17 protein-coding genes are annotated in these 19808 nt (G+C 57.9%); 8 read left to right on the top strand and 9 right to left on the bottom strand.

Annotation, left to right across the window (positions count from 1 at the left end; translation table 11 throughout):
* Window positions 1–178 precede the first annotated feature (178 nt).
* On the bottom strand, window positions 179–601 hold the full coding sequence (ndk, locus tag AC0TNJ_RS00495) for a nucleoside-diphosphate kinase (RefSeq protein ID WP_006466421.1): 423 nt from the start codon (window positions 599–601) through the stop codon (window positions 179–181).
* A gap of 165 nt (window positions 602–766) precedes the next feature.
* On the opposite strand from ndk, the gene AC0TNJ_RS00500 reads away from it, so the two are divergent.
* Window positions 767–1279, top strand: a complete 513-nt coding sequence (locus tag AC0TNJ_RS00500; protein WP_473769884.1) for a DinB family protein — start codon at window positions 767–769, stop codon at window positions 1277–1279.
* A 52-nt stretch (window positions 1280–1331) separates the two neighbouring features.
* Complete coding sequence (locus AC0TNJ_RS00505; RefSeq protein ID WP_122000240.1) at window positions 1332–3215, top strand: ATP-binding cassette domain-containing protein; 1884 nt, start codon at window positions 1332–1334, stop codon at window positions 3213–3215.
* A gap of 126 nt (window positions 3216–3341) precedes the next feature.
* Here AC0TNJ_RS00505 and AC0TNJ_RS00510 read toward each other — a convergent pair whose 3' ends face one another.
* The 4 genes from AC0TNJ_RS00510 to AC0TNJ_RS00525 all read right to left on the bottom strand — a co-directional run bounded on the left by AC0TNJ_RS00510 (window position 3342) and on the right by AC0TNJ_RS00525 (window position 6189).
* Window positions 3342–3587: a hypothetical protein gene (locus tag AC0TNJ_RS00510; protein ID WP_473769885.1), complete on the bottom strand. Its 246-nt coding sequence runs from the start codon at window positions 3585–3587 to the stop codon at window positions 3342–3344.
* Window positions 3588–3620: 33 nt separating this feature from the next.
* Window positions 3621–4181, bottom strand: a complete 561-nt coding sequence (bspB, locus tag AC0TNJ_RS00515; protein WP_473769886.1) for a type IV secretion system effector BspB — start codon at window positions 4179–4181, stop codon at window positions 3621–3623.
* Window positions 4181–4630, bottom strand: a complete 450-nt coding sequence (locus AC0TNJ_RS00520) for a DNA polymerase III subunit chi (RefSeq protein WP_473769887.1) — start codon at window positions 4628–4630, stop codon at window positions 4181–4183. The genes bspB and AC0TNJ_RS00520 overlap by 1 nt, the downstream gene beginning before the upstream one ends.
* A gap of 62 nt (window positions 4631–4692) precedes the next feature.
* A complete protein-coding gene (locus AC0TNJ_RS00525) occupies window positions 4693–6189 on the bottom strand; it encodes a leucyl aminopeptidase (protein WP_473769888.1) in 1497 nt (498 codons plus the stop codon).
* Between the two features lie 643 nt (window positions 6190–6832).
* Here AC0TNJ_RS00525 and lptF point away from each other — a divergent pair.
* From lptF to rsmA, 6 genes are all read left to right on the top strand, one after another.
* Entirely contained in the window at window positions 6833–8041 is a 1209-nt protein-coding gene (gene lptF / locus AC0TNJ_RS00530) for an LPS export ABC transporter permease LptF (RefSeq protein ID WP_473769889.1), read from the top strand.
* Window positions 8038–9126, top strand: a complete 1089-nt coding sequence (gene lptG, locus AC0TNJ_RS00535; RefSeq protein WP_122000044.1) for an LPS export ABC transporter permease LptG — start codon at window positions 8038–8040, stop codon at window positions 9124–9126. The genes lptF and lptG overlap by 4 nt, the downstream gene beginning before the upstream one ends.
* A 20-nt stretch (window positions 9127–9146) precedes the next feature.
* Entirely contained in the window at window positions 9147–11513 is a 2367-nt protein-coding gene (locus AC0TNJ_RS00540; protein ID WP_473769913.1) for an LPS-assembly protein LptD, read from the top strand.
* 289 nt (window positions 11514–11802) lie between these two features.
* Window positions 11803–12762 carry a peptidylprolyl isomerase gene (locus tag AC0TNJ_RS00545; RefSeq protein WP_473767642.1) on the top strand — a complete coding sequence of 320 codons (960 nt, stop codon included), beginning with the start codon at window positions 11803–11805 and terminating at the stop codon, window positions 12760–12762.
* 111 nt (window positions 12763–12873) lie between these two features.
* A complete protein-coding gene (pdxA, locus tag AC0TNJ_RS00550) occupies window positions 12874–13899 on the top strand; it encodes a 4-hydroxythreonine-4-phosphate dehydrogenase PdxA (RefSeq protein ID WP_473769890.1) in 1026 nt (341 codons plus the stop codon).
* Window positions 13900–13901: 2 nt separating this feature from the next.
* Window positions 13902–14738, top strand: a complete 837-nt coding sequence (gene rsmA / locus AC0TNJ_RS00555) for a 16S rRNA (adenine(1518)-N(6)/adenine(1519)-N(6))-dimethyltransferase RsmA (protein WP_473769891.1) — start codon at window positions 13902–13904, stop codon at window positions 14736–14738.
* On the opposite strand, the gene AC0TNJ_RS00560 is transcribed toward rsmA, so the two are convergent.
* From AC0TNJ_RS00560 to AC0TNJ_RS00575, 4 genes are all read right to left on the bottom strand, one after another.
* A complete protein-coding gene (locus AC0TNJ_RS00560) occupies window positions 14739–16481 on the bottom strand; it encodes a peptidoglycan DD-metalloendopeptidase family protein (RefSeq protein WP_473769892.1) in 1743 nt (580 codons plus the stop codon).
* Between the two features lie 117 nt (window positions 16482–16598).
* Complete coding sequence (rarD, locus tag AC0TNJ_RS00565) at window positions 16599–17519, bottom strand: EamA family transporter RarD (protein ID WP_122000038.1); 921 nt, start codon at window positions 17517–17519, stop codon at window positions 16599–16601.
* Window positions 17520–17656: 137 nt separating this feature from the next.
* The gene (cimA, locus tag AC0TNJ_RS00570; protein ID WP_122000037.1) at window positions 17657–19270 is read right to left on the bottom strand and encodes a citramalate synthase; all 1614 of its coding nucleotides are present in this window, start codon (window positions 19268–19270) and stop codon (window positions 17657–17659) included.
* A 33-nt stretch (window positions 19271–19303) separates the two neighbouring features.
* Window positions 19304–19792 (bottom strand): GFA family protein, encoded by a 489-nt coding sequence (locus AC0TNJ_RS00575; protein ID WP_473769893.1) that lies wholly within the window; start codon window positions 19790–19792, stop codon window positions 19304–19306.
* Between the last annotated feature and the right edge of the window lie 16 nt (window positions 19793–19808).

Genomic DNA, 19808 nt, shown 5'->3' on the forward strand with positions numbered 1-19808 from the left:
CGAAGCAGATGATCTTTCGGGACCAGTTGATCGAGCGTCACCATCTCGAGCGCGGTCTGTTCGGCGGCGGGTTTCTTCAACATGACCCACAGAATCACAAAACCCCCGACATAGCCAGGGGTTTGTCAGCAGCCTGAGCCCGGTCGAACCGGGCTTTTTCTTTATATTCTCGTTGGGATCAGCCGACGATTTCAGTGCCCGAGAACCAGTATGCGATTTCTTCCGCGGCGGTTTCCGGAGCGTCCGAACCGTGTACGGAATTTTCGCCGATCGACAGGGCGAATTCCTTGCGGATGGTGCCTTCGTCAGCGTTTGCCGGGTTGGTTGCGCCCATGACTTCGCGGTTCTTGGCGATGGCGTTTTCGCCTTCCAGAACCTGAACGACCGTCGGGCCGGAAGACATGAATTCGGTCAGTTCGCCGAAGAAAGGGCGATCCTTGTGAACAGCATAGAAGCCTTCAGCTTCACGCAGGCTCATCCAGACGCGCTTCGAAGCGACGACGCGCAGGCCAGCTGCTTCGAGCTTGGCGGTGATGGCGCCGGTCAGGTTGCGGCGGGTCGCATCGGGCTTGATCATGGAGAAGGTACGTTCGATTGCCATTATGACACCTTGTGCTGGGATTTTCAGAAAAGTGAGGCTCTATACCGTCGATAGGCACGATTGCCAAGAGGCGAACCGATTAGCACCTTGAGACGACAGAAAATTGATTGCATAGATGATGCCGCGTCGATTCAACCGCGCAGGGAGCGACAGCTAGGGGCTTTCATGGAACAGCACTTTCAAATGTTCGCCTATTACAACCGATGGGCAAATGAACTGGTCTATGCCGCCGCCGCCGAGTTGAGCGACGAGGAATACAGGCTTGATCTCGGCCTGTTCTTCGGCTCCATCCATCGCACGCTCAATCACATACTGGTTGCCGACCGCATCTGGATGAAACGGTTCACCACCGAAGGCGACCATCCGAAGACGCTCGATGCAATCATTTCCGACAATTTCATCATGCTGCGCGATCTGCGGCAGGCGGAAGACGCGCGCATATGCCGCTATGCGGACGAACTCGACACCCAGAAGCTTGGCGGTCGCTACAGCTACACGGCGCTCAATGAAATGCGCACGATAAGCCAGCGGCTGGCTCCGTCGCTTGCCCATATGTTCAATCATCAGACGCATCATCGCGGACAGATCCATACCGCGTTCACAAGACTGGGGACGGAAGCGCCATCACTCGATCTCATGCATTTCCTGCGAACGGAAGGCGGACGGCGTTTCGCCTGACTGATGTTGATACTTGCGGAAACGCTTCAAGCCGTGCAAAAGCGCTTTCATCATGCTTATCCTTGACGACATTTCCGTACGCATCGCCGGACGCCTCCTGATCGACCACGCCAGCGTGACGCTGCCAGCGGGATCGAAGACGGGTTTCGTGGGACGCAACGGCACCGGCAAATCCACGCTGTTTCGCGTGATTACGGGCGATCTCGCGCCGGAAACCGGCAACATCTCATTGCCGAAAAACACCCGTATCGGCCAGGTCGCGCAGGAAGCGCCCGGCACCGACGAAGCGCTGATCGAAATCGTCATGAAAGCGGACAAGGAGCGCGCGGCACTTCTTGAAGAAGCGGCCACCGCGACCGATCCGCATCGCATCGCCGAAATTCATACGCGCCTTGCCGATATCGACGCCCATTCAGCGGAAGCGCGCGCTGGCGCCATCCTCTCCGGCCTCGGTTTCAGCGCGGAAGCGCAACGCCAGCCAGCGTCAGCTTTCTCTGGCGGCTGGCGCATGCGCGTGGCACTGGCTGCGGTTCTCTTCGCCGAGCCGGACCTGCTGCTGCTCGATGAACCGACCAACTATCTCGACCTTGAAGGCGTGCTGTGGCTGGTCGACTATGTGAAGCGTTATCCGCACACGGTCATCATCATCAGCCACGACCGCGATCTCCTGAACTCGGCCACCAGCTCGATCATGCATCTCGACCAGAAGAAGATCAGCTTCTGGCGCGGCAATTACGACCAGTTCGAGCGCCAGCGGCACGAGATGCTGGAATTGCAGCAAAAGGCCCATGCCAAGCAGGAAGCCCACCGCAAGCATATGGAAAGCTTCGTGGAGCGGTTCCGCGCCAAGGCCACCAAGGCGCGGCAGGCCCAGTCGCGCCTGAAGGCGCTGCAAAAGCTTAAACCCATTGAGCTTTATGTCGAAAGCCATGTGCAGCCTTTCCGTTTCCCGGATGCGGAAAAGAAGGCCGCCTCCCCCATCATCGCGCTGGACAACGCCGATGTCGGCTACGTGCCGGGCAAGCCGGTGCTGCGCAATGTGACGCTGCGCATCGACAATGACGACCGCATCGCCCTCCTCGGCTCGAACGGCAACGGCAAATCCACGCTGGCCAAGCTGATTGCCGGCCGCCTGACGCCCGAAAAAGGCACGCTCACGGTTTCGCCCAATCTGAAGGTTGCCTTCTTCGCGCAACATCAGCTGGATGATCTCATACCGGAAGACAATGCCATCGAGCATGTGCGCAAGCTGATGCCGACAGAGCCTGAAGCAAAAGTCCGCGCCCGTGTCGCACAGATGGGCCTTTCGACGGAAAAGATGCTGACACCGGCGAAAGACCTTTCCGGCGGCGAAAAAGCGCGCCTCCTGATGGGTCTTGCGACCTTCCACGGCCCGAACCTGCTGATCCTCGACGAACCGACCAACCATCTCGATATCGACAGCCGTGAAGAGCTTGTGCATGCGCTCAACGCGTTCAACGGCGCGGTGATCCTGATCGCTCACGACCGCCACCTGATCGAAGCCACGATGGAACGCCTCTGGCTGGTGCGCGAAGGCGGCGTGAAGGCCTTTGAAGGCGATCTCGACGAATACCGTCAGATCGTTCTGGCCGACGCCAAGGGGGAACCGGCTTCCGACCGTGACGACAGTGCCAAGATCAACAAGGCCGAACAGCGAAAACTCGCTGCCCAGAAGCGCGAGGCCATGGCGCCGCTGCAAAAAAAGATCAAGGAAACCGAGGCCTTGATTCAAAAGCTGCAGAAACAGATTCAAGTCTTCTCGTCACAACTCGAAGACCCGGCCCTTTACGAGAAGGAACCGCAAAAGGCGATCCGTATCAACAAGGACATGAGCGATGCACGCTCTGCCCTTGCGGATGCTGAGGACAAATGGCTGGAAATGTCGGCCGAATATGAAGAAGCAATGGCCGATTAAAAGCGGCCATCACTTAGAGCGATTCCGGTTAAAACGGAGTCGTTGGAGCCGCTCTATCTGTTTGTTTTTACGCATGTCTCCCGAAACCGGTTCCCACTTTCGGGAGACGTGCTCTAGATCCGTACCCTATGCGGCCATCAAGAAAAGCGCGATTGCAAGCACAACCCAGCCGATAAGGCGCATGGCGACCGGCAAGGGACGAGGCATCAACCGCACCGCCAAAATCGCGAAAACGACAGTCAGAACCGGAAATCCAAAATAAAGAACGGCATAACCGCTTTGCCCCTCGAAAGAGGAACCGAAGAGCCCCAGCCTTTCGAGCGGTATCAGCGCGAGAAGCGCGGCCAGAGCCGAAAGCAGCAACAGCAGCAATCTATCGGAAATCCGGCCAAACATCGTTATCAATCAGCTCTGGGGACGCAGTCGCGTGCGCATCAAGGCATAAAGACCGAATGCGCCGAGGATCAAGCCGATGGTCGTATAAACCTCATCGGGCGTTTCCGCCCCGCGCCGCAACACGAGATCGGCTTTTGAAATCTGAAGCCCGTCCGTATTTCCCTGTATCAGACGAAATGCATAAAGCCCCGGAATGACGGGATCGATATCGCCTGCGCTCTGGCGCAGAACGCTGCCGTCCTGCGGGCGGTCCGTATTGATGGAGCCGCTGGTCGAGGCAAAATCAAGCCCCTGCGAAAGAACAGGCATCCCGTCGCGGCTGACAGCGAGCGTCACCGCCGAACGCCGTTCGGCTGGGACATAGCCCTGCAAGGGCGTCGCATCGATGAACACGCGCACCGGACCATCAGCCGCCGACAGCCTGACTTCCTGTATCTTGAAGCCGCTCTGCCGGTTTTCCAGCATGGTCCAGCGGCCAATCTCGCTGCCCGTGAAATGGCGCATATACCAGGGATAGCCGATAGCAAGGCCGAAACCGGCAACGATCATCAAAATGAAAAATGCCCGCATCACGCCTTGCGCTCCCAGCGGCGATCCGGCGTTTGCTGCCAATAGGTCAAATCGTGGTTCTCCACCTTGAAGCTCTTCCATTGCGCCCGGGCAATATCGAGCTGCTCCTGATCGTGTCCATCGAACATGACGACAAGCCGCTCATAGGCATCCGCCTGTTCCAGCCCCGCACCTTCCACGAGAAAGCGCACCGTCGCGCCATTCGGGTTGGCTTCACTCGTGGTCAGCAGGACCGGCTGGTGTTCGGGGTGAGGCTCCTTGTCGGTGCCATGCGCCACGAAAGAGGTGTCGGAGAAGGTCCAGAGCAAGCCGTCGAGCGCATCGCGTCTTTCTTCACTGACGGTCTGGATCGCGACACGCCAGCCACGCCCGAGCGAGCGCTCGACCAGACCCGGCAAGGCCTCATCGAGTGTGGATTCCGTCAGATGGTAGAAGAGAATTTCCGCCATGCACTATCCGTTTCGCGAAAGGGTGGAGAAACTGATTCCGCTTCTCCACCCATCTTATTGTTTTAGCTTTCGAAATGATCCCGGACAAGGCGGTCCAGCAGGCGGACGCCATAGCCGGAAGACCAGGTCTGGCTATATTCGTTGGCAGGCGAACCCATGGCGGTTCCGGCAATGTCGAGATGCGCCCAAGGGGTCTCGCCAACAAAGCGCTTGAGGAACTGCGCCGCCGTGATGGAACCGCCATAACGGCCAGCGCTGTTCTTCATATCGGCGAATTTCGAATCGATCATCTTGTCGTATTCGGTGCCGAGCGGCAGGCGCCACAGCTTTTCGCCGGTCGACTGGCCTGCGTCGTAGAGCTGGTCCGCAAGTTCGTCGTCATTGGAGAAGAGACCGGCATGATACTGGCCGAGCGCGACCATGACAGCGCCCGTAAGCGTGGCCAGATTGATGATGATGCGCGGCTTGAAACGGTCGTTCGTATAGTGCAGCGCATCGGCCAGAACGAGGCGGCCTTCAGCATCGGTATTGATGACTTCAATCGTCTGCCCGGACATGGAGGTAACGATATCGCCCGGACGCTGGGCGTTGCCGTCGGGCATGTTTTCCACAAGACCGATAACGCCGATGGCATTGACCTTCGCCTTGCGCCCGGCCAGCGCGCGCATCAACCCGGTGACGGCTGCCGCGCCGCCCATGTCGCCCTTCATATCTTCCATGCCAGCAGCAGGCTTGATGGAGATGCCGCCCGTATCGAACACCACGCCCTTGCCGACGAAGGCAATCGGCTTTTCCTTGCTCTTCGCGCCCTGCCATTCCATGACGACCAGCCGCGGCGGACGAACGGAACCCTGCGCCACGCCCAGAAGCGCGCCCATGCCGAGTTTCTTCATTTCCTTTTCGCCAAGAATCTCGACCTTCACACCAAGCTTTTCGAGCTTTTCGGCTTCCTGCGCAAACTCGACGGGTCCCAGAATATTCGCAGGCTCGTTGACGAGATTGCGCGCCTGGATAACGCCGTCCGCCACTGCTTCGGCAACTTCAAAGGCACGCTTTGCCGTATGCGGATCGGCAACGCAGATGCTGACCTTGGCCGCGTGTTTCGGATCGCCATTGTCCTCATTGTTCTTGCGCGTCTTGTAGCGTTCAAACTTGTAGGAGCGCAGAATCATGCCCAAGGCGAGATCGGCTGCTTCATCTCCGGCGATGGTGGTCTCGGGCAAGGCGAGCGTAACGGTTGCGCGTTCAGCCTTGCCGATTCGGGCGAATGCGGCGCCGCCAATCTTCAACCAGTCATCATTGCCAAGCTTGCCGGGCTCGCCAACGCCGACCAGCACGATCTTCTCAACGCCGCCGGAAGTCGTTTCGATTGCTTCAGCCGTCTTGCCCAACGCGCCAGTGAATCCAGAAATTTCGGCAATACGCCTGATCTTTTCCGCACCGCCAGCAGCCAGAGCCGCTTCGTCGGCAAAGCCGCCGCCCTTGGCGACGAGGACGATGGATACGCCTTTTTCCGGTGCTGCAAAATCGCTGAAAGAGATCGAAGGACGTTTAGACATGACAACTCCAAACTTGGTGTCGATTTGGGAATGACACGATTGTGTCGCGACTTTTCCCTTCTCATGTGAGACGAATATGGCGAAACAGCAAGAGTGGAACCAAGATTGTTCCAGTTTTAGGCTGTAGTGACGAATTAACTTGTGGTTTGGTATGAGCAAAAAATCTTCAGCTTTAGGAGCGAAACCGAAGGTGGAGTGTATCTCCATCGAGGTTTTGCGACGCCAAGATGGAGATTTTTTTGCCATATCCCGAAGGGACGCGGTGTATTTTGCTTCTGAATGTGTCGAAACTCCCTTGTGGAGATCAACTCCACGGCGGTCGTTTCTCCTGTTCAGCAACAAAATACCCTCGCGCCAAACCGTAAGTTAATTCGTCACTACAGCCTAGCCAGAGGAAAACCGTGCAAGACACAATTGCAAACCCGTCGCATCCGCTCGCAGCAAAAACTGGTTGCCTTGAAGCGGCTCATCACCCATTAAGGACAATGACAGCGCTGGCATCTTCGCGGTGGTTTTAGTAATCTGTTAACCGCGTTTATTGGGTCAATCTTAGCCAAGCGTCATTAGTTTAGTGATTATCACGAGTGCGGCAGCCTTTTCCGGGTGCGCGCTCATCAACGGAACCGGGATGTAGACTCCACCTATGCGATTGATCGAGTTGTACATCCTGCGCCGGGTGGCGATCATGTTCCTCGCAGTGCTTGGCGCTGCGGTCGGAATCACCTGGACCGTGCAGGTGCTCCAGCGCATCGATTTTCTGACCACCAGCGGCCAGACATTCCAGACCATCGTTCAGTTCAGTTCGCTTTTGATACCCTCGGCCATTCCGCTTGTGATGCCGTTTGCGCTGATTATTGCGATCACGCAGACGCTTTCCACCATGAACCAGGATTCCGAGCTGGTCGTCATCAATGCGTCCGGCGCGCCGCGCAGCGCGGTCATGCGCCCGATCCTGATTCTCGCTGCGGCTATTTCCATCGTTTCGTTTCTGGTTGCTAATTATGTCGATCCCTATGCGCGCATGAACATGCGCGCGATGATCGCCAATGCCAGCGCCGACCTCATGAATGTCATCGTTCAGGAAGGCAATTTCCGCAAACTTGCGGACAATCTCTATATCCAGGTCGCGGAACGGCGCGCCGATGGCAGCATCGGCGGGCTTTTCATTGCCGATTCCCGCGATCCGGCGCTCGACCTCATCTATTATGCTGCCGATGGCGCGATCGCTTCGACGCCGAGCGGCGACATGCTTTTGATGCAGAACGGCGAAGTGCAGCGCCGTGATGTGTCGGATGGCACGGTTTCGATCATCAAGTTCAATTCCTATGCGTTCGATCTCAGCCAGTTTGCCTCGGCAGGCGATGATTTCGTCATCTATGCGAAGGACCGGCCGCTTTCCTATCTGCTGAACCCGGACCCGAACGATCCCATCCTCCAGACGCGTCCGCTGCGCTACAAGGCCGAATTGCACCGGCGCCTGACGCAATGGCTCTATCCGGTTGTGTTTGCGATGATTGCGCTGGCCTTCGCAGGCGATTCCCGTTCGCATCGCGAGGCGCGTGTGTCCGCGTCCTTCTCGGCGATCAGCACCGCCCTTCTCGTCTATTGGGCAGGCTATTTCGCCTCTGACCGCGCCGACAAGGATGCAGGCTATATCGTCGTGATGTACCTCGTCCCGCTTGCCGTCATCCTCGTGACGGGCTTTGCGCTCGCCACCGGGCGACGCATCGGCCTGCCCGACAAATGGAACGACCGCATTCTTGACGGTTTCGACAGTTTGAGACGCCAGGGCTCGGCACTCTATGCCCGCATCACCGGACGTTCGCGCAAAAATGCCGGAGGAAAGGCATGATCGGCTGGACGCTTGGGCGCTATTTCTTCATCCGCTACGTGCAGATCACGCTCTATTTTCTGCTCGGCATTTTTGCTTTGTCGCTGCTTCTCGATTTCACCGAGAATGCGAGCAAGCTTTCAAACCTGCCGGATTATTCCGTGTGGGCAGCGCTTGGGCTTTCCGCCATGCGCGTGCCCTTCATCATGCAGCAGATGATCCCCTTCGTCGCCCTGTTCTCGGCAATGGCGACATTGATCTCGCTCAACAGAAAATACGAGCTGGTCGTCGCCCGCTCGGTCGGCGTGTCGGCCTGGCAGTTTCTTCTGCCCGCCTGCTTCGGCGCCTTCCTGTTCGGGCTGGCCACGATCTTCGTCCTCAATCCGTTCGCCGCTTACGGCTTTGCAAAGGCCGATGAGATCGCTTCCACCTGGAAGACCGGCAAGATTACCGATGTTTCCGCCCTGCGCGATCCATGGCTGCGCCAGAAGACCGATGAAGGCGAAACCATCATCGGCGCAAAAAGCATTCTCGATCAGGGCGCGACGCTTGCCGACGCGACATTCATTCAGTTCGATGAAAAGAAGAACATCAAGGAACGCTACGACGCACGCACGGCGCAGCTAAAGGACGGACACTGGCAGCTGACCGATGTGACGCGATTCGCGCGCGGCCAAGAACCCCAGAAGATGGCGAGTTTCCAGATCGAGACGCAGCTGCGCCCGGAATATGTGGAAGAAAAGCTCGCGACGCCGGACACGATCCCCTTCACGCAGTTGCGCCGCAAGATCGAGGTCGCGCGTTCCTTCGGCTACTCCGCAAACGCATTTGACATGCAATACCAGTCACTTCTGGCTTTGCCGGCATTGCTGATGGCGATGACTCTCATTGCTGCAACAGTGTCGCTGAAATTTGTGCGATTTGGCCAGTCGGGAGCGATGATTCTGGGTGGCGTTATTGCAGGCTTCATGCTTTATGTCGTTTCGGTGCTGGTGAAGGCATTCGGGAATGCGGGATTCGTTCCGCCGTTCGTGGCTGCCTGGGTTCCGGTTATTATCGCGACATTCTTTGGTGTCTCCTTTCTGTTGCATAAGGAGGATGGTTAGTGGGTTCGAGTAACGCCCGCATGGTATTGCCCCATTCACTCTCGCGCCTTGCGCGCGGGACGGCCTTGGCGTGCGTCCTTGCTTTGCCTTTCATTTCTGTCGCGGCCCTGCCCTCACCCGCATCGGCTCAGGACGCTCTCGGTGCCAATTACCAGAGCGATCCAAGTGCACGCATGCTTCTGCAAGCTGACGAGCTCGTCTATGACCGCGATGTGAACACCGTCACGGCACAGGGCAAGGTGCGCATCGAGTATGACGGCAATCATCTGGTTGCCGACAAGGTGACCTATAACCAGCAGACGCGGCGCATGACCGCAACGGGGAATGTTGAGATCGTCGAGCGCGACGGTAACAAGATCTACTCCGACCATATGGATATTACCGACAGTTTCCGCGACGGCTTCGTAAACGGCCTGCGCGTCGAGACGACGGACAATACCCGTTTTGCCGCCGAAAGCGCCGAGCGCAGCAATGGCGAAATCACGACGTTCAACAATGGCGTCTATACGGCCTGCGAACCCTGCGCCAAGAACCCCGACAAGCCCGTTCTCTGGCAGATCAAGGCCCGCAAGATTATCTGGAACAGCGCGACCAAGACCGTTCGTTTCGAGCGTGGCCGCTTCGAGTTCCTCGGCATGCCGCTTGCATGGTTCCCGGCATTCGAAATGGCCGACCCGACGGTGAAGCGCAAGAGCGGCTTCCTGTTTCCGGGCTTTTCCTACAAGGATGAACTGGGCGTCGGCATCAAGAATTCGTATTTCTGGGCGCTCGCGCCGAACTACGACCTGACGCTTTCCACGACCGGCTATACCAAGCAGGGCTTCCTCACCGAAGCGGAATGGCGTCATCGTCTTGAAAACGGCACCTACAATCTTCGCATTGCCGGCATTCACCAGATGAAGCCGGAAAAATTCGATGCGGCTTCTGTAGACCGCTACGAAGACAATCGCGGCATGGTCGCCTCGAAGGGCGATTTCGAGCTCAATTCGCGCTGGCGCTTCGGTTGGGATGTGATGGCACAGACCGACCGGAATTTCAGCCGCACCTATAGCATTGACGGCTATAATGCCGGAACGCAGGTTTCGAAGATCTACCTCACGGGTATCAATAACCGTAACTATTTCGACCTGAATTTCTATCGCTTCAACGTGCAGGAATCCCTCCTCGCGGACAGCCCGTATGAGATGCACTCGAAGCAGCCTTGGGTCCTCCCGAGCCTGGATTATTCGTACACGGTGCCTGATCCGGTCTATGGCGGCGAGCTGAACTTCAATACCAATTTGCAGGTTCTTTATCGCCAGAATGCGAATTATACGCCTGCGGTCAGGGATGTTAACGGCAACCTTATCGGCCCTCGTTATCCCCGTGTTCCGGGCTTCGATGGAACCAATGCGCGCCTGACCACAGAAGCGGAATGGAAGCGTACATTCATCACGCCTGCCGGTTTGGTCATCACGCCGTTGCTGGCGTTGCGCGGCGACGCGATTGGCGCCAATACGAACTTCAATCTGGCAGATGCCGGTTATACGGATGCGCTCGTGCGTTCGGAGGCGTTTCGCGCCATGGCGACCGCCGGGCTTGAACTGCGCTGGCCGATCCTGTTCTCGAGCACCAGCTCGACCCATATTATCGAGCCGATTGCGCAGCTTTATATTCGCAATAACGAACGCTATGCAGGCGAATTGCCGAATGAGGACGCACAGAGCTTCGTCTTCGACGCGACCAACCTGTTCTCGCGTGACAAGTTCTCCGGTTATGACCGTGTTGAAGGTGGCACACGCGCCAATCTCGGCCTGCGCTATTCGGGCAACTTCGACAATAGCGACTGGGCTCTTTACGCCCTTGGCGGCCAGTCCTTCCAGCTGGGCGGCGTGAACTCGTACGGCACGAGCGATTTCCTGAATGTCGGCGCAGATTCCGGCCTGCAGGATGCACGCTCCGACTATGTGGCCATGATCGGCACATCCAACTCGACGGGTCTTGCCCTCGCTGCTCGCGGACGCTTCGACAAGGATAGCTTCTCGGTTCGTCGCGGCGAACTTGAAGCCCAGCAGAGCTGGCAGAAGCTGACGGTTTCGGCGCAATATGCCTATATCGCGCCTCAGCCAGCTTACGGATATAACGACCTTCGTCAGGAAATCACCGGTTCGGCCACAGCGCGTATCAACACGAACTGGCGCGTTTTCGGTTCGGGCACCTATGATCTGGTTTCCGAAACACTGGTCCGCGCATCGTCAGGCCTCGCCTATGATGACGAGTGCTTCACCTACTCCATGAATTATATCCAGACCCGTAACCCGGGCGATGATAAAGCATCCCATGGCGTCGGCTTCAACATTTCGCTGCGCACACTGGGTGATATAGGCAGTGGCAGCCAGACATTCTAAACTTAAGAGACCGGAAGCGTTGGAAATGCTTCCGGTCTTTTCATTTCATTCGATACAGAAATTTACACTTCAGAGCTTAATCTGGCTTCCTTTTTGCAGTATTCAGACGATACAAGCTTCGTAAAATAGCTTTTGGGTCATTGTTTCGCCGCACTGGCTCATTTATACAGGCAGCTTATGATGAGCCGCTGATATGATTGTTGCTCGGCTGAATGGCGGCAATGACCATGCCGGGGATATGTCCGGTGAGAATTGTCGTTGGCTAACCGGAAGGAATCGGGAAAGAAAGATGATGATTGCAAGACCTCTTTTCGCCTCCATGCTGAGCGCCGCAATCTGCCTGACCACGCTGGGGACGGTTGCAGTTCCGGCATTCGCTGCAGGTGCGGGTTCTGAGGTCAAGGTCATCGTTTCCGGCAACGCCATCACCAATAGTGACATTCAGCACCGTATGGCCTTCCTGAAATTGCAGCGCAAGGGCGGCAATCTCAGTCAAGTTGCCAAACAGGAACTGACTGACGAAATGTTGAAGCGCATCGAAATGAAATCGCGCGGCATCAACATTTCGGATCAGCAGGTAGACGAGGCTTATGCCGGGTTTGCCAGCCGCAACAAGATGAGCCTGGCGCAACTGAACCAGTTGATGAACCAGTCGGGCGTCACGCCGGATCACTTCAAGAAGTACATCATGGTCCAGATGGGCTGGGGTCGTCTTGTCAGCGCCCGCTTCCGTGCGACCGGCATGGTCAGCGAGCAGGATGCGGTCCAGCGCATGCTGAAGGAAGGCGGCAAGAAGCCCGTCGCAACCGAATACCGCCTCCAGCAGGTCATTTTCGTGGTACCCGCTTCCAAGCGCTCCCCCGCCCTGCTTGCCAAGCGCAAGCAGGAGGCAAACGCGCTCCGCTCGCGCTTCCAGAGCTGCGATGCGACCCGTCAGCAGGCCAAGGGCATTCTTGACGTGACCGTTCGCGATCTTGGCCGCATCATCGAGCAGCAATTGCCGAACGAATGGTCGAAAGCGATCAAGTCCACATCGGTTGGCGGCACCACCCCGCCGCAGGAAACCGAAAAGGGCGTAGAGTTCCTGGCTGTCTGCTCAACCAAGCAGGTATCGGATGACCGCGTTGCCCAGCTCGTTTTCTCCATGGAAGGCGCGGATTCTCCTGAGGGACAGGAAAAGAAGGCGGAACAGCTCAGCGAGAAATATCTGGGCGAACTGCGCGAGAAGGCGAAAATCATCAATCGCTAGAGCATTTCCAGTTTGAATGGAAACGTCGGAAACGCTCTAACTGCTTGTTTTGTCTCATTTTCCAACGCAAAACCCTGACGGTTTCATCTGTCTCCATGGAATATTGACGCGATGTCGGCAGCACCTGTTCCTCCTCTCGCCCTCAGCATTGGCGATCCATCCGGCATAGGCCCCGATGTTGCGCTTGCGGCATGGTTGCGGCGCAACGAGCTTTCGTTACCGCCGTTTGCCTTGCTGGCAGATCCGCTGCAACTGGACGCGCGTGCGCGACATCTCGGACTTCAAATCGAGATTGAGGACATCACCGCCGTTTCCGCCGCAAGCCGTGTATTTGCTCACGCATTGCCGGTGCTCCCGCTTGAGAACAAGCTGACTGAGTGTGTTGGCAAGCCTCTGCCGGAAAACGCTGCGGGCATTATCGAAGCTATTGAGCGGGCGGTTGAACTTACCCTGAAGGGTGAGGCAGCGGCAGTCGTCACCTGCCCGATTTCGAAGAAACCGCTTTACGAAGCAGGATTCCAGCATCCCGGCCATACGGAATTTCTGGCAGAACTTGCAGGCAAGCACACGGGTAAGCCGGTAACGCCAGTCATGATGCTGGCAGGGCCGCAGCTTCGCGCTGTTCCAGTCACTATTCACATTCCGCTTTCCGAAGTTCCCGTGCGGCTGAACACGGCGGATATCATCGAAATTTCGCGGATCACCGCCGCCGAACTGAAGGTGCGCTTCGGCATTCCTTCCCCGCGACTGGCCATATCCGGGCTTAACCCGCATGCTGGCGAAGGCGGGACCATGGGCAAGGAGGACGACGCCATCATCCTTCCTGCAATCGAGGCGTTGCGCCACGAAGGGATAGACGCTCGCGGCCCCCTGCCTGCCGATACCATGTTTCACGCGCCTGCCCGCGCAACCTATGATGCCGCGATCTGCATGTATCACGATCAGGCGCTCATCCCCGCCAAAGCGCTGGCCTTTGACGAAACGGTGAATGTGACGCTGGGCCTTCCCTTCATTCGCACATCGCCCGACCACGGCACCGCTTTCGATATTGCAGGCAAGGGTATCGCCCGTCCGGACAGCCTCGTGGCCGCTATTCGTCTGGCGCAGCAATTGGCAGAAAACGCGGCGAACGGTTGAGCATGAGCATAGATAATCTTCCTCCCTTGCGTGAAGTGATCGAACGGCATGACCTGATGCCGAAGAAATCGCTCGGCCAGAATTTTCTCTTCGATCTCAATCTGACCTCGAAAATTGCGCGCCAGGCAGGCAATCTGCAAGACCAGCCCGTTATCGAAGTCGGTCCCGGCCCCGGCGGCCTGACCCGCGCGCTTCTTGCGCAAGGCGCTTATGTCACGGCAATCGAGCGCGATGAACGATGCCTGGATGCGCTGGCCGAAATCGAGGCGCATTATCCGGGGCGTCTGCGCATTATCTCCGGCGACGCGCTGGAGCAGGATTTTGCGGCCCTGTTTCCAGACGGGCCGAAGCCGCGCATCGTTGCCAATCTGCCTTACAATGTCGGCACGCAGCTTCTGCTCAACTGGCTGTTGGTCGAGCCATGGCCGCCCTTCTATTCGTCCATGACGCTGATGTTCCAGCGCGAGGTTGCCGAACGCATCGTCGCGGCGCCCGACAGCGACCACTATGGGCGTCTGGGTGTGCTTGCCGGATGGCGAACCGTTTCCAAGATCAGCTTCGACGTGCCGCCGCAGGCGTTCACGCCGCCGCCGAAGGTCATGTCGTCGGTCGTGCATATCATCCCGCGGGAAGATCCGCTGCCCTGCGACGCGCAGGCTCTCGGCCAGATCACGCAAGCTGCTTTCGGACAGCGCCGCAAAATGCTGCGCCAGAGCCTGAAACCGGTTGGCGGAGCCGAGCTTCTCGAAAAGACAGGTATAGACGGAACACGCCGCGCCGAAACGCTCAGCGTCGAGGAATTTGTCGCGCTGGCGAATGCCTATCGACCGATAAAGTAATCAGTGGTGACGGCTGCTTTTACCCGACGCTGACTTTGTGGTTTCGGGCACAGCAGGCATGACGGGCAGCTTCATTTCGTTGACGATCTGCCCCACATGGTCGATTTCCTCGCGGAAGCTGTTCAGGGATGAGCCGGTCAGCTTTTCACCAGCGTTGAGACGCGCTGTCAGCGGGTCGACATACTGATCGCCGACCTTGAGCTCGTAATAGAGATGCGGGCCGGTCGAGTAGCCGGTCGAGCCGACATAGGCGATTACCTCTCCCTGCTTGACCTTTTCGCCGACCCTCAAGCCCTTTCTGGCCGATGAAAGATGCGCATAGGTCGTGCTATAGCCGCCCTGATGGCGGATACGGACATATTTGCCATATCCTTTTTGATACGAGATCAGTTCCACCACGCCATCGCCTGCCGCAACGATGGGCGAGCCGGTCGGCGCGTCATAGTCGACGCCATTGTGATGTTTGCGCACATGCAGAACGGGATGAACGCGCCAGCCGAAACCATCGTTGAGACGGCCATTGGGCAGCGGCTTCGGCATGAGATATTTCGTCATGGACGAGCCATCTTCATTAAAATATCCGGCACCGCCATCGCCTTCATGTCGGTACAGGCGACGGCTTTTCCCGTCTGTCGTGAACTCGACGAAAACCAGTTCCGGTTCTGTCTCGGCGCTCCTGCGGAACAGAAGGTCGATCATGTCCGGCTTTCTGGCGCCATTCAGCGAAATGCCGTTCTGCGAAGCCAGCTTCTCGACCTCGCTGACGATGGCGCCCGGTGCGCCCGCCTGCTCCAGCCGAAACGGAATGGGGCCGCTGCTGTCCGGTGCCTTTTGCGGGCGATAAGCCGTCAGCATCGCATCGCGTGACAAGCGGGCAAAGAGGCGTTCGTTGCCGGTGGCCCGAAAAACGCCGTCGTCAGCTCGTCCATAAATTGCCTTATCGATATCGCCATGCACGAAGCGCGCAAGCGCGATATGCTGCTCTCCATCGGCCTGCTGCCTGGACTTGTCGACCAGCAGCTCAAGATTATCGCCCGGCACCAGTTCGGTGCGTGCCAGGGCTTCTTCCAGGCGCGTGCTGTCCTCGACAGCGATACCGGCCGCCTGCAACAACGCGCCCAATCGTTCGCGAGACTGTGGCGCAACGACAATTTCATGCACTTTTGCCCCCGCACCAACCGCCGGTTTGGCGAGGCTGACATTGATCGGCACGCCTCGCTCCAGTTCTTGCTCGGGTCGTTTCGGCATGGGTTTCCGTTCGGAGTTCCCTCCGCGCAATGTGTCATCAATCTGAGATCGGTTGGAACCTTTGAGGTCGAGAACCACATGCTGATAGGTGTAGAGACGCGCGTCACCATCCTCGACGCCTTCGGCGATATCGATACGCCGCGATATGCGGCTGGCCGGATCGGCATTTACTGCTGGCAGCAGTCGCGCCTCTTTCAGTGCAGCGTGATGTTGGGTCAGGGTCGTTGGGTTCACCAAGACAGGTTGTGCGGCGTGACCATGGCGCACAAGCCGCCCGGTCGTAAACAGAAGTCCGCCTCCGGCAATGACCGTTGCGGCTGCCAGCGCCAGACAGAACCGCAGGTGGGTATGCAAGGAAAACCGGACCTGCCCGAATGGTTTCAAGCTGTGGGAGGAAAGCGGCTCCCCCTTCAGGGCGGCGCCAAAGGCCGCAAGCTCCCGCTCCGCCGTTGCAGCAGCCCTTGTTTCGCTTGCTGAAGCTGATCCGAAGGCCATTTTAACAGTTCTCTACCGCTGGATTATCGACGGATAAGCGATAAAGACAGCGGCTAAAATAAGGCTCGCCGCGGAGATATCCACGGTAAGCGAACCCATTTCAGAAAACCGTTGCGATCAGGCCTTCGCACGCCCCCGGCGATGTTCGATCAGCATCGACCACGTATAGAGCGCAAGCCCCGCCCAGATCAGCGCGAAGGCACCGAGCTGCGCGGCCGAAAACGGCTCATGGAAAATGAAGATGGCGAAGAAGAACAGCATCGTCGGCGTCATATATTGCATGAGACCGATGGTCGTATAGCGAAGCAGTTTCGCGCCGCCCGCATAGAGGATCAGCGGGATGGCCGTGAATGGCCCGGCCAGAAGCAGCATCGTCACATTAAAGGCAGGTCCGGTCGAGAAATGGTCCTGACCGTTTGCCGCCAGCCACAGCACATAGCCGAGCGCCGGAATGCACAGAATCAGCACTTCGAGCGTGAACCCCTGCAACGGCGCCATAGGCAGTGATTTACGGAAGAATCCGTAAAGACCAAATGTGATCGGCAAGGCCAGAGATACCCAAGGCAGGCCGCCGGCATTGATAGTCAGCAAAAGCACTGCCGCAAACGCAAATCCAACGGCAATATACTGGACCTTCGTCAGACGTTCACCAAGAAACAGCCCGCCCAGAACGACATTGAACAGTGGATTGATGTAATAGCCAAGCGCCGCACCCATCACCTGATCGTGCGCAACAGCCCAGACATAGATCGACCAGTTGGAGGTGATAAGTGCAGCTGTCAAAGCCGCCATGGCCAGCATGCGCGGCTGGCGCACCGCATTGAGAATGTCCCGGAACTGCCCGAGGGCAACCAGCAGAAGGAGCGCGACCGGCACCGACCAGATCACACGGTGCGACACGACCTCCATTGCCGGAATGTGGGATAGCGCCTTGAGATAGAATGGCAAGGCACCCCAGAGCCCATAGGCTCCAAGAGCCATCAGAAATCCGCGTGCCCCATCGGAAAGGCGCGTATCGGTGATGGTCTGATCAGACATGCCTCTCTCCTCGGGCGAAAACGGTCCGCCCATTGCAATTGGCAGACGGATCAACATGGAACCGCTATGCGCTCAACAATCCATAAAATCCATTCAATTAAACTGATCCAAGCATCAATCGTCGTGAACAGACGAGTTTACTCGGCAGCGGCCTGCCCGGCCATCGAGCGGTTTTTCATCAGCTTGTAATTGACCGAATCCATCAGCGCCTGGAACGACGCATCGATGATATTGTCCGACACGCCGACTGTGCGCCAGCGGGCGCCGGTCGCGTCGCCGGACTCGATCAGGACGCGCGTGATAGCAGCCGTTCCTCCATTGAGGATACGCACCTTGAAATCGACCAGTTCAAGATCCTCAATCTCGGCCTGAAAGCGCCCCAGATCCTTGCGCAGTGCGATATCGAGCGCGTTGACGGGGCCGTGTCCTTCAGCCACCGACATGCGAACCTCGCCATCGACCTCCACCTTGACCACGGCTTCCGAAACAGTCTTCAGCATGCCATTGGCATCGAAGCGCCGCTCGACGAGACAGCGGAAGGATTCGACCTTGAAGAATTCCGGCTGCGGCGTCAGCATGTTGCGCGCCAGAAGCTCGAAACTCGCATCCGCGCCCTCATAGGCATAACCCTCCGCCTCGCGCTCCTTGACCAGCGCAATCAGCGTATCGAGGCGCACATCGTCTTTCGCGACGCGAATGCCCCGGCGCTCCAGTTCGGCGATGAAATTGGACTTTCCACCCTGATCCGAAACCATGACACGCCGGTCATTGCCAACCGATTCAGGCGGCACATGCTCGTAGGTCTGCGGCTCCTTGAGCAGCGCGGAGGCATGAATTCCGGCCTTGGTCGCGAAAGCGGAGGTGCCGGTATAGGGTGCCTGCTCCGCCGGTGCACGATTCAGGATGTCGTCGAAGGCGCGTGAAATGCGCGTGATGCCTTTCAGCGCGGCTGGCTTGATCCCCAGTTCAAAACGCTCAGACCAATAGGGTTTCAGCGCAAGGGTCGGGATCAGAGAAATGAGATTGGCATTGCCGCAGCGCTCGCCGATACCGTTGAGCGTCCCTTGCACGTGACGCACGCCTGCATCAATCGCCGCAAGCGAAACCGCAACCGCCTGTTCCGTGTCGTTATGGGCGTGGATGCCAAGGCTTTCGCCCGGAACCACAGCCGTAACGGCAGCGATGATTTCGGCAACTTCGGACGGCTGTGTGCCGCCATTCGTGTCGCAAAGAACGACCCAGCGCGCACCCGCGGAATAGGCCGCCTTGGCACAGGCAAGCGCATATTCGGGATTGGCCTTATATCCATCGAAGAAATGCTCGCAATCGACCAGTGCTTCCCGCCCTGCCATGCGGGCAGCAGTGACCGAGGCCGTGATCGACTCCAGGTTTTCCTCATTGGTGCAGCCCAGCGCGAGCCGGACATGATAGTCCCAGCTTTTGGCAACAAAGCAAACCGCGTCGGCAGAGGCTTGCAACAGGCTGGAAAGGCCGGGATCATTGGACGCCGAAACGCCTGCACGCTTCGTCATGCCGAAGGCGGCGAATTTGGCGCGAGCAGTCTGGCGGCGCTTGAAAAACGCCGTATCGGTCGGGTTGGCACCCGGATATCCGCCTTCCACATAGTCGACGCCCAGTTCTTCCAGCAGCACGACAATCGACTTCTTGTCCTCCACAGAGAAGTCGATGCCGGGTGTCTGCTGCCCATCCCTTAGCGTGGTGTCGTAGATGTAGATGCGCTCGCGTGCCATTCTTGCCTGCCTGTCGGTGGGTATGCGGTTCGGTCAACCTTGCTGTTGCGGCCAGCTTTCAGTGTCGTAATCAGGATGCTGGTAGGAAACCAACGTTCTTACATATTCGATGCTCTCCGGATCGCGTTCCGTTGGATAGCCGGGAAGATTTGCGAGCTTCGGCACATAGGACAGTTGCTTTTCGATCCCCCATTGAATGGTGGGCTCGATTTCCTCCGGCGCATCGAAAGCGCCGATGGCAAGAGCGACCCCGTCGGGCGCTTCATAGGTAAGCGGCGTGCCGCATTCAGGGCAGAAGCCACGCTGCACGTGATTGGACGAACGGAAGCGCTTCGGCTCGTTGCGGGTCCATTCCAGTTTCGCCTCTCTCACCGACACCAGCGGCGCATAGAAATTGCCGAACGCCTTCTGGCACATGCGGCAATGACAGATCGATGCGGACCCCAGCGCGCCGTCGACGCGAAAGCGCACCGCACCGCATTGGCAGCCGCCGGTATAGATCGGTTTATTATCTAGCGTCATGTCGTCCTCCCCTTGA

The organism is Ochrobactrum sp. PL_is483 (assembly GCF_055816855.1).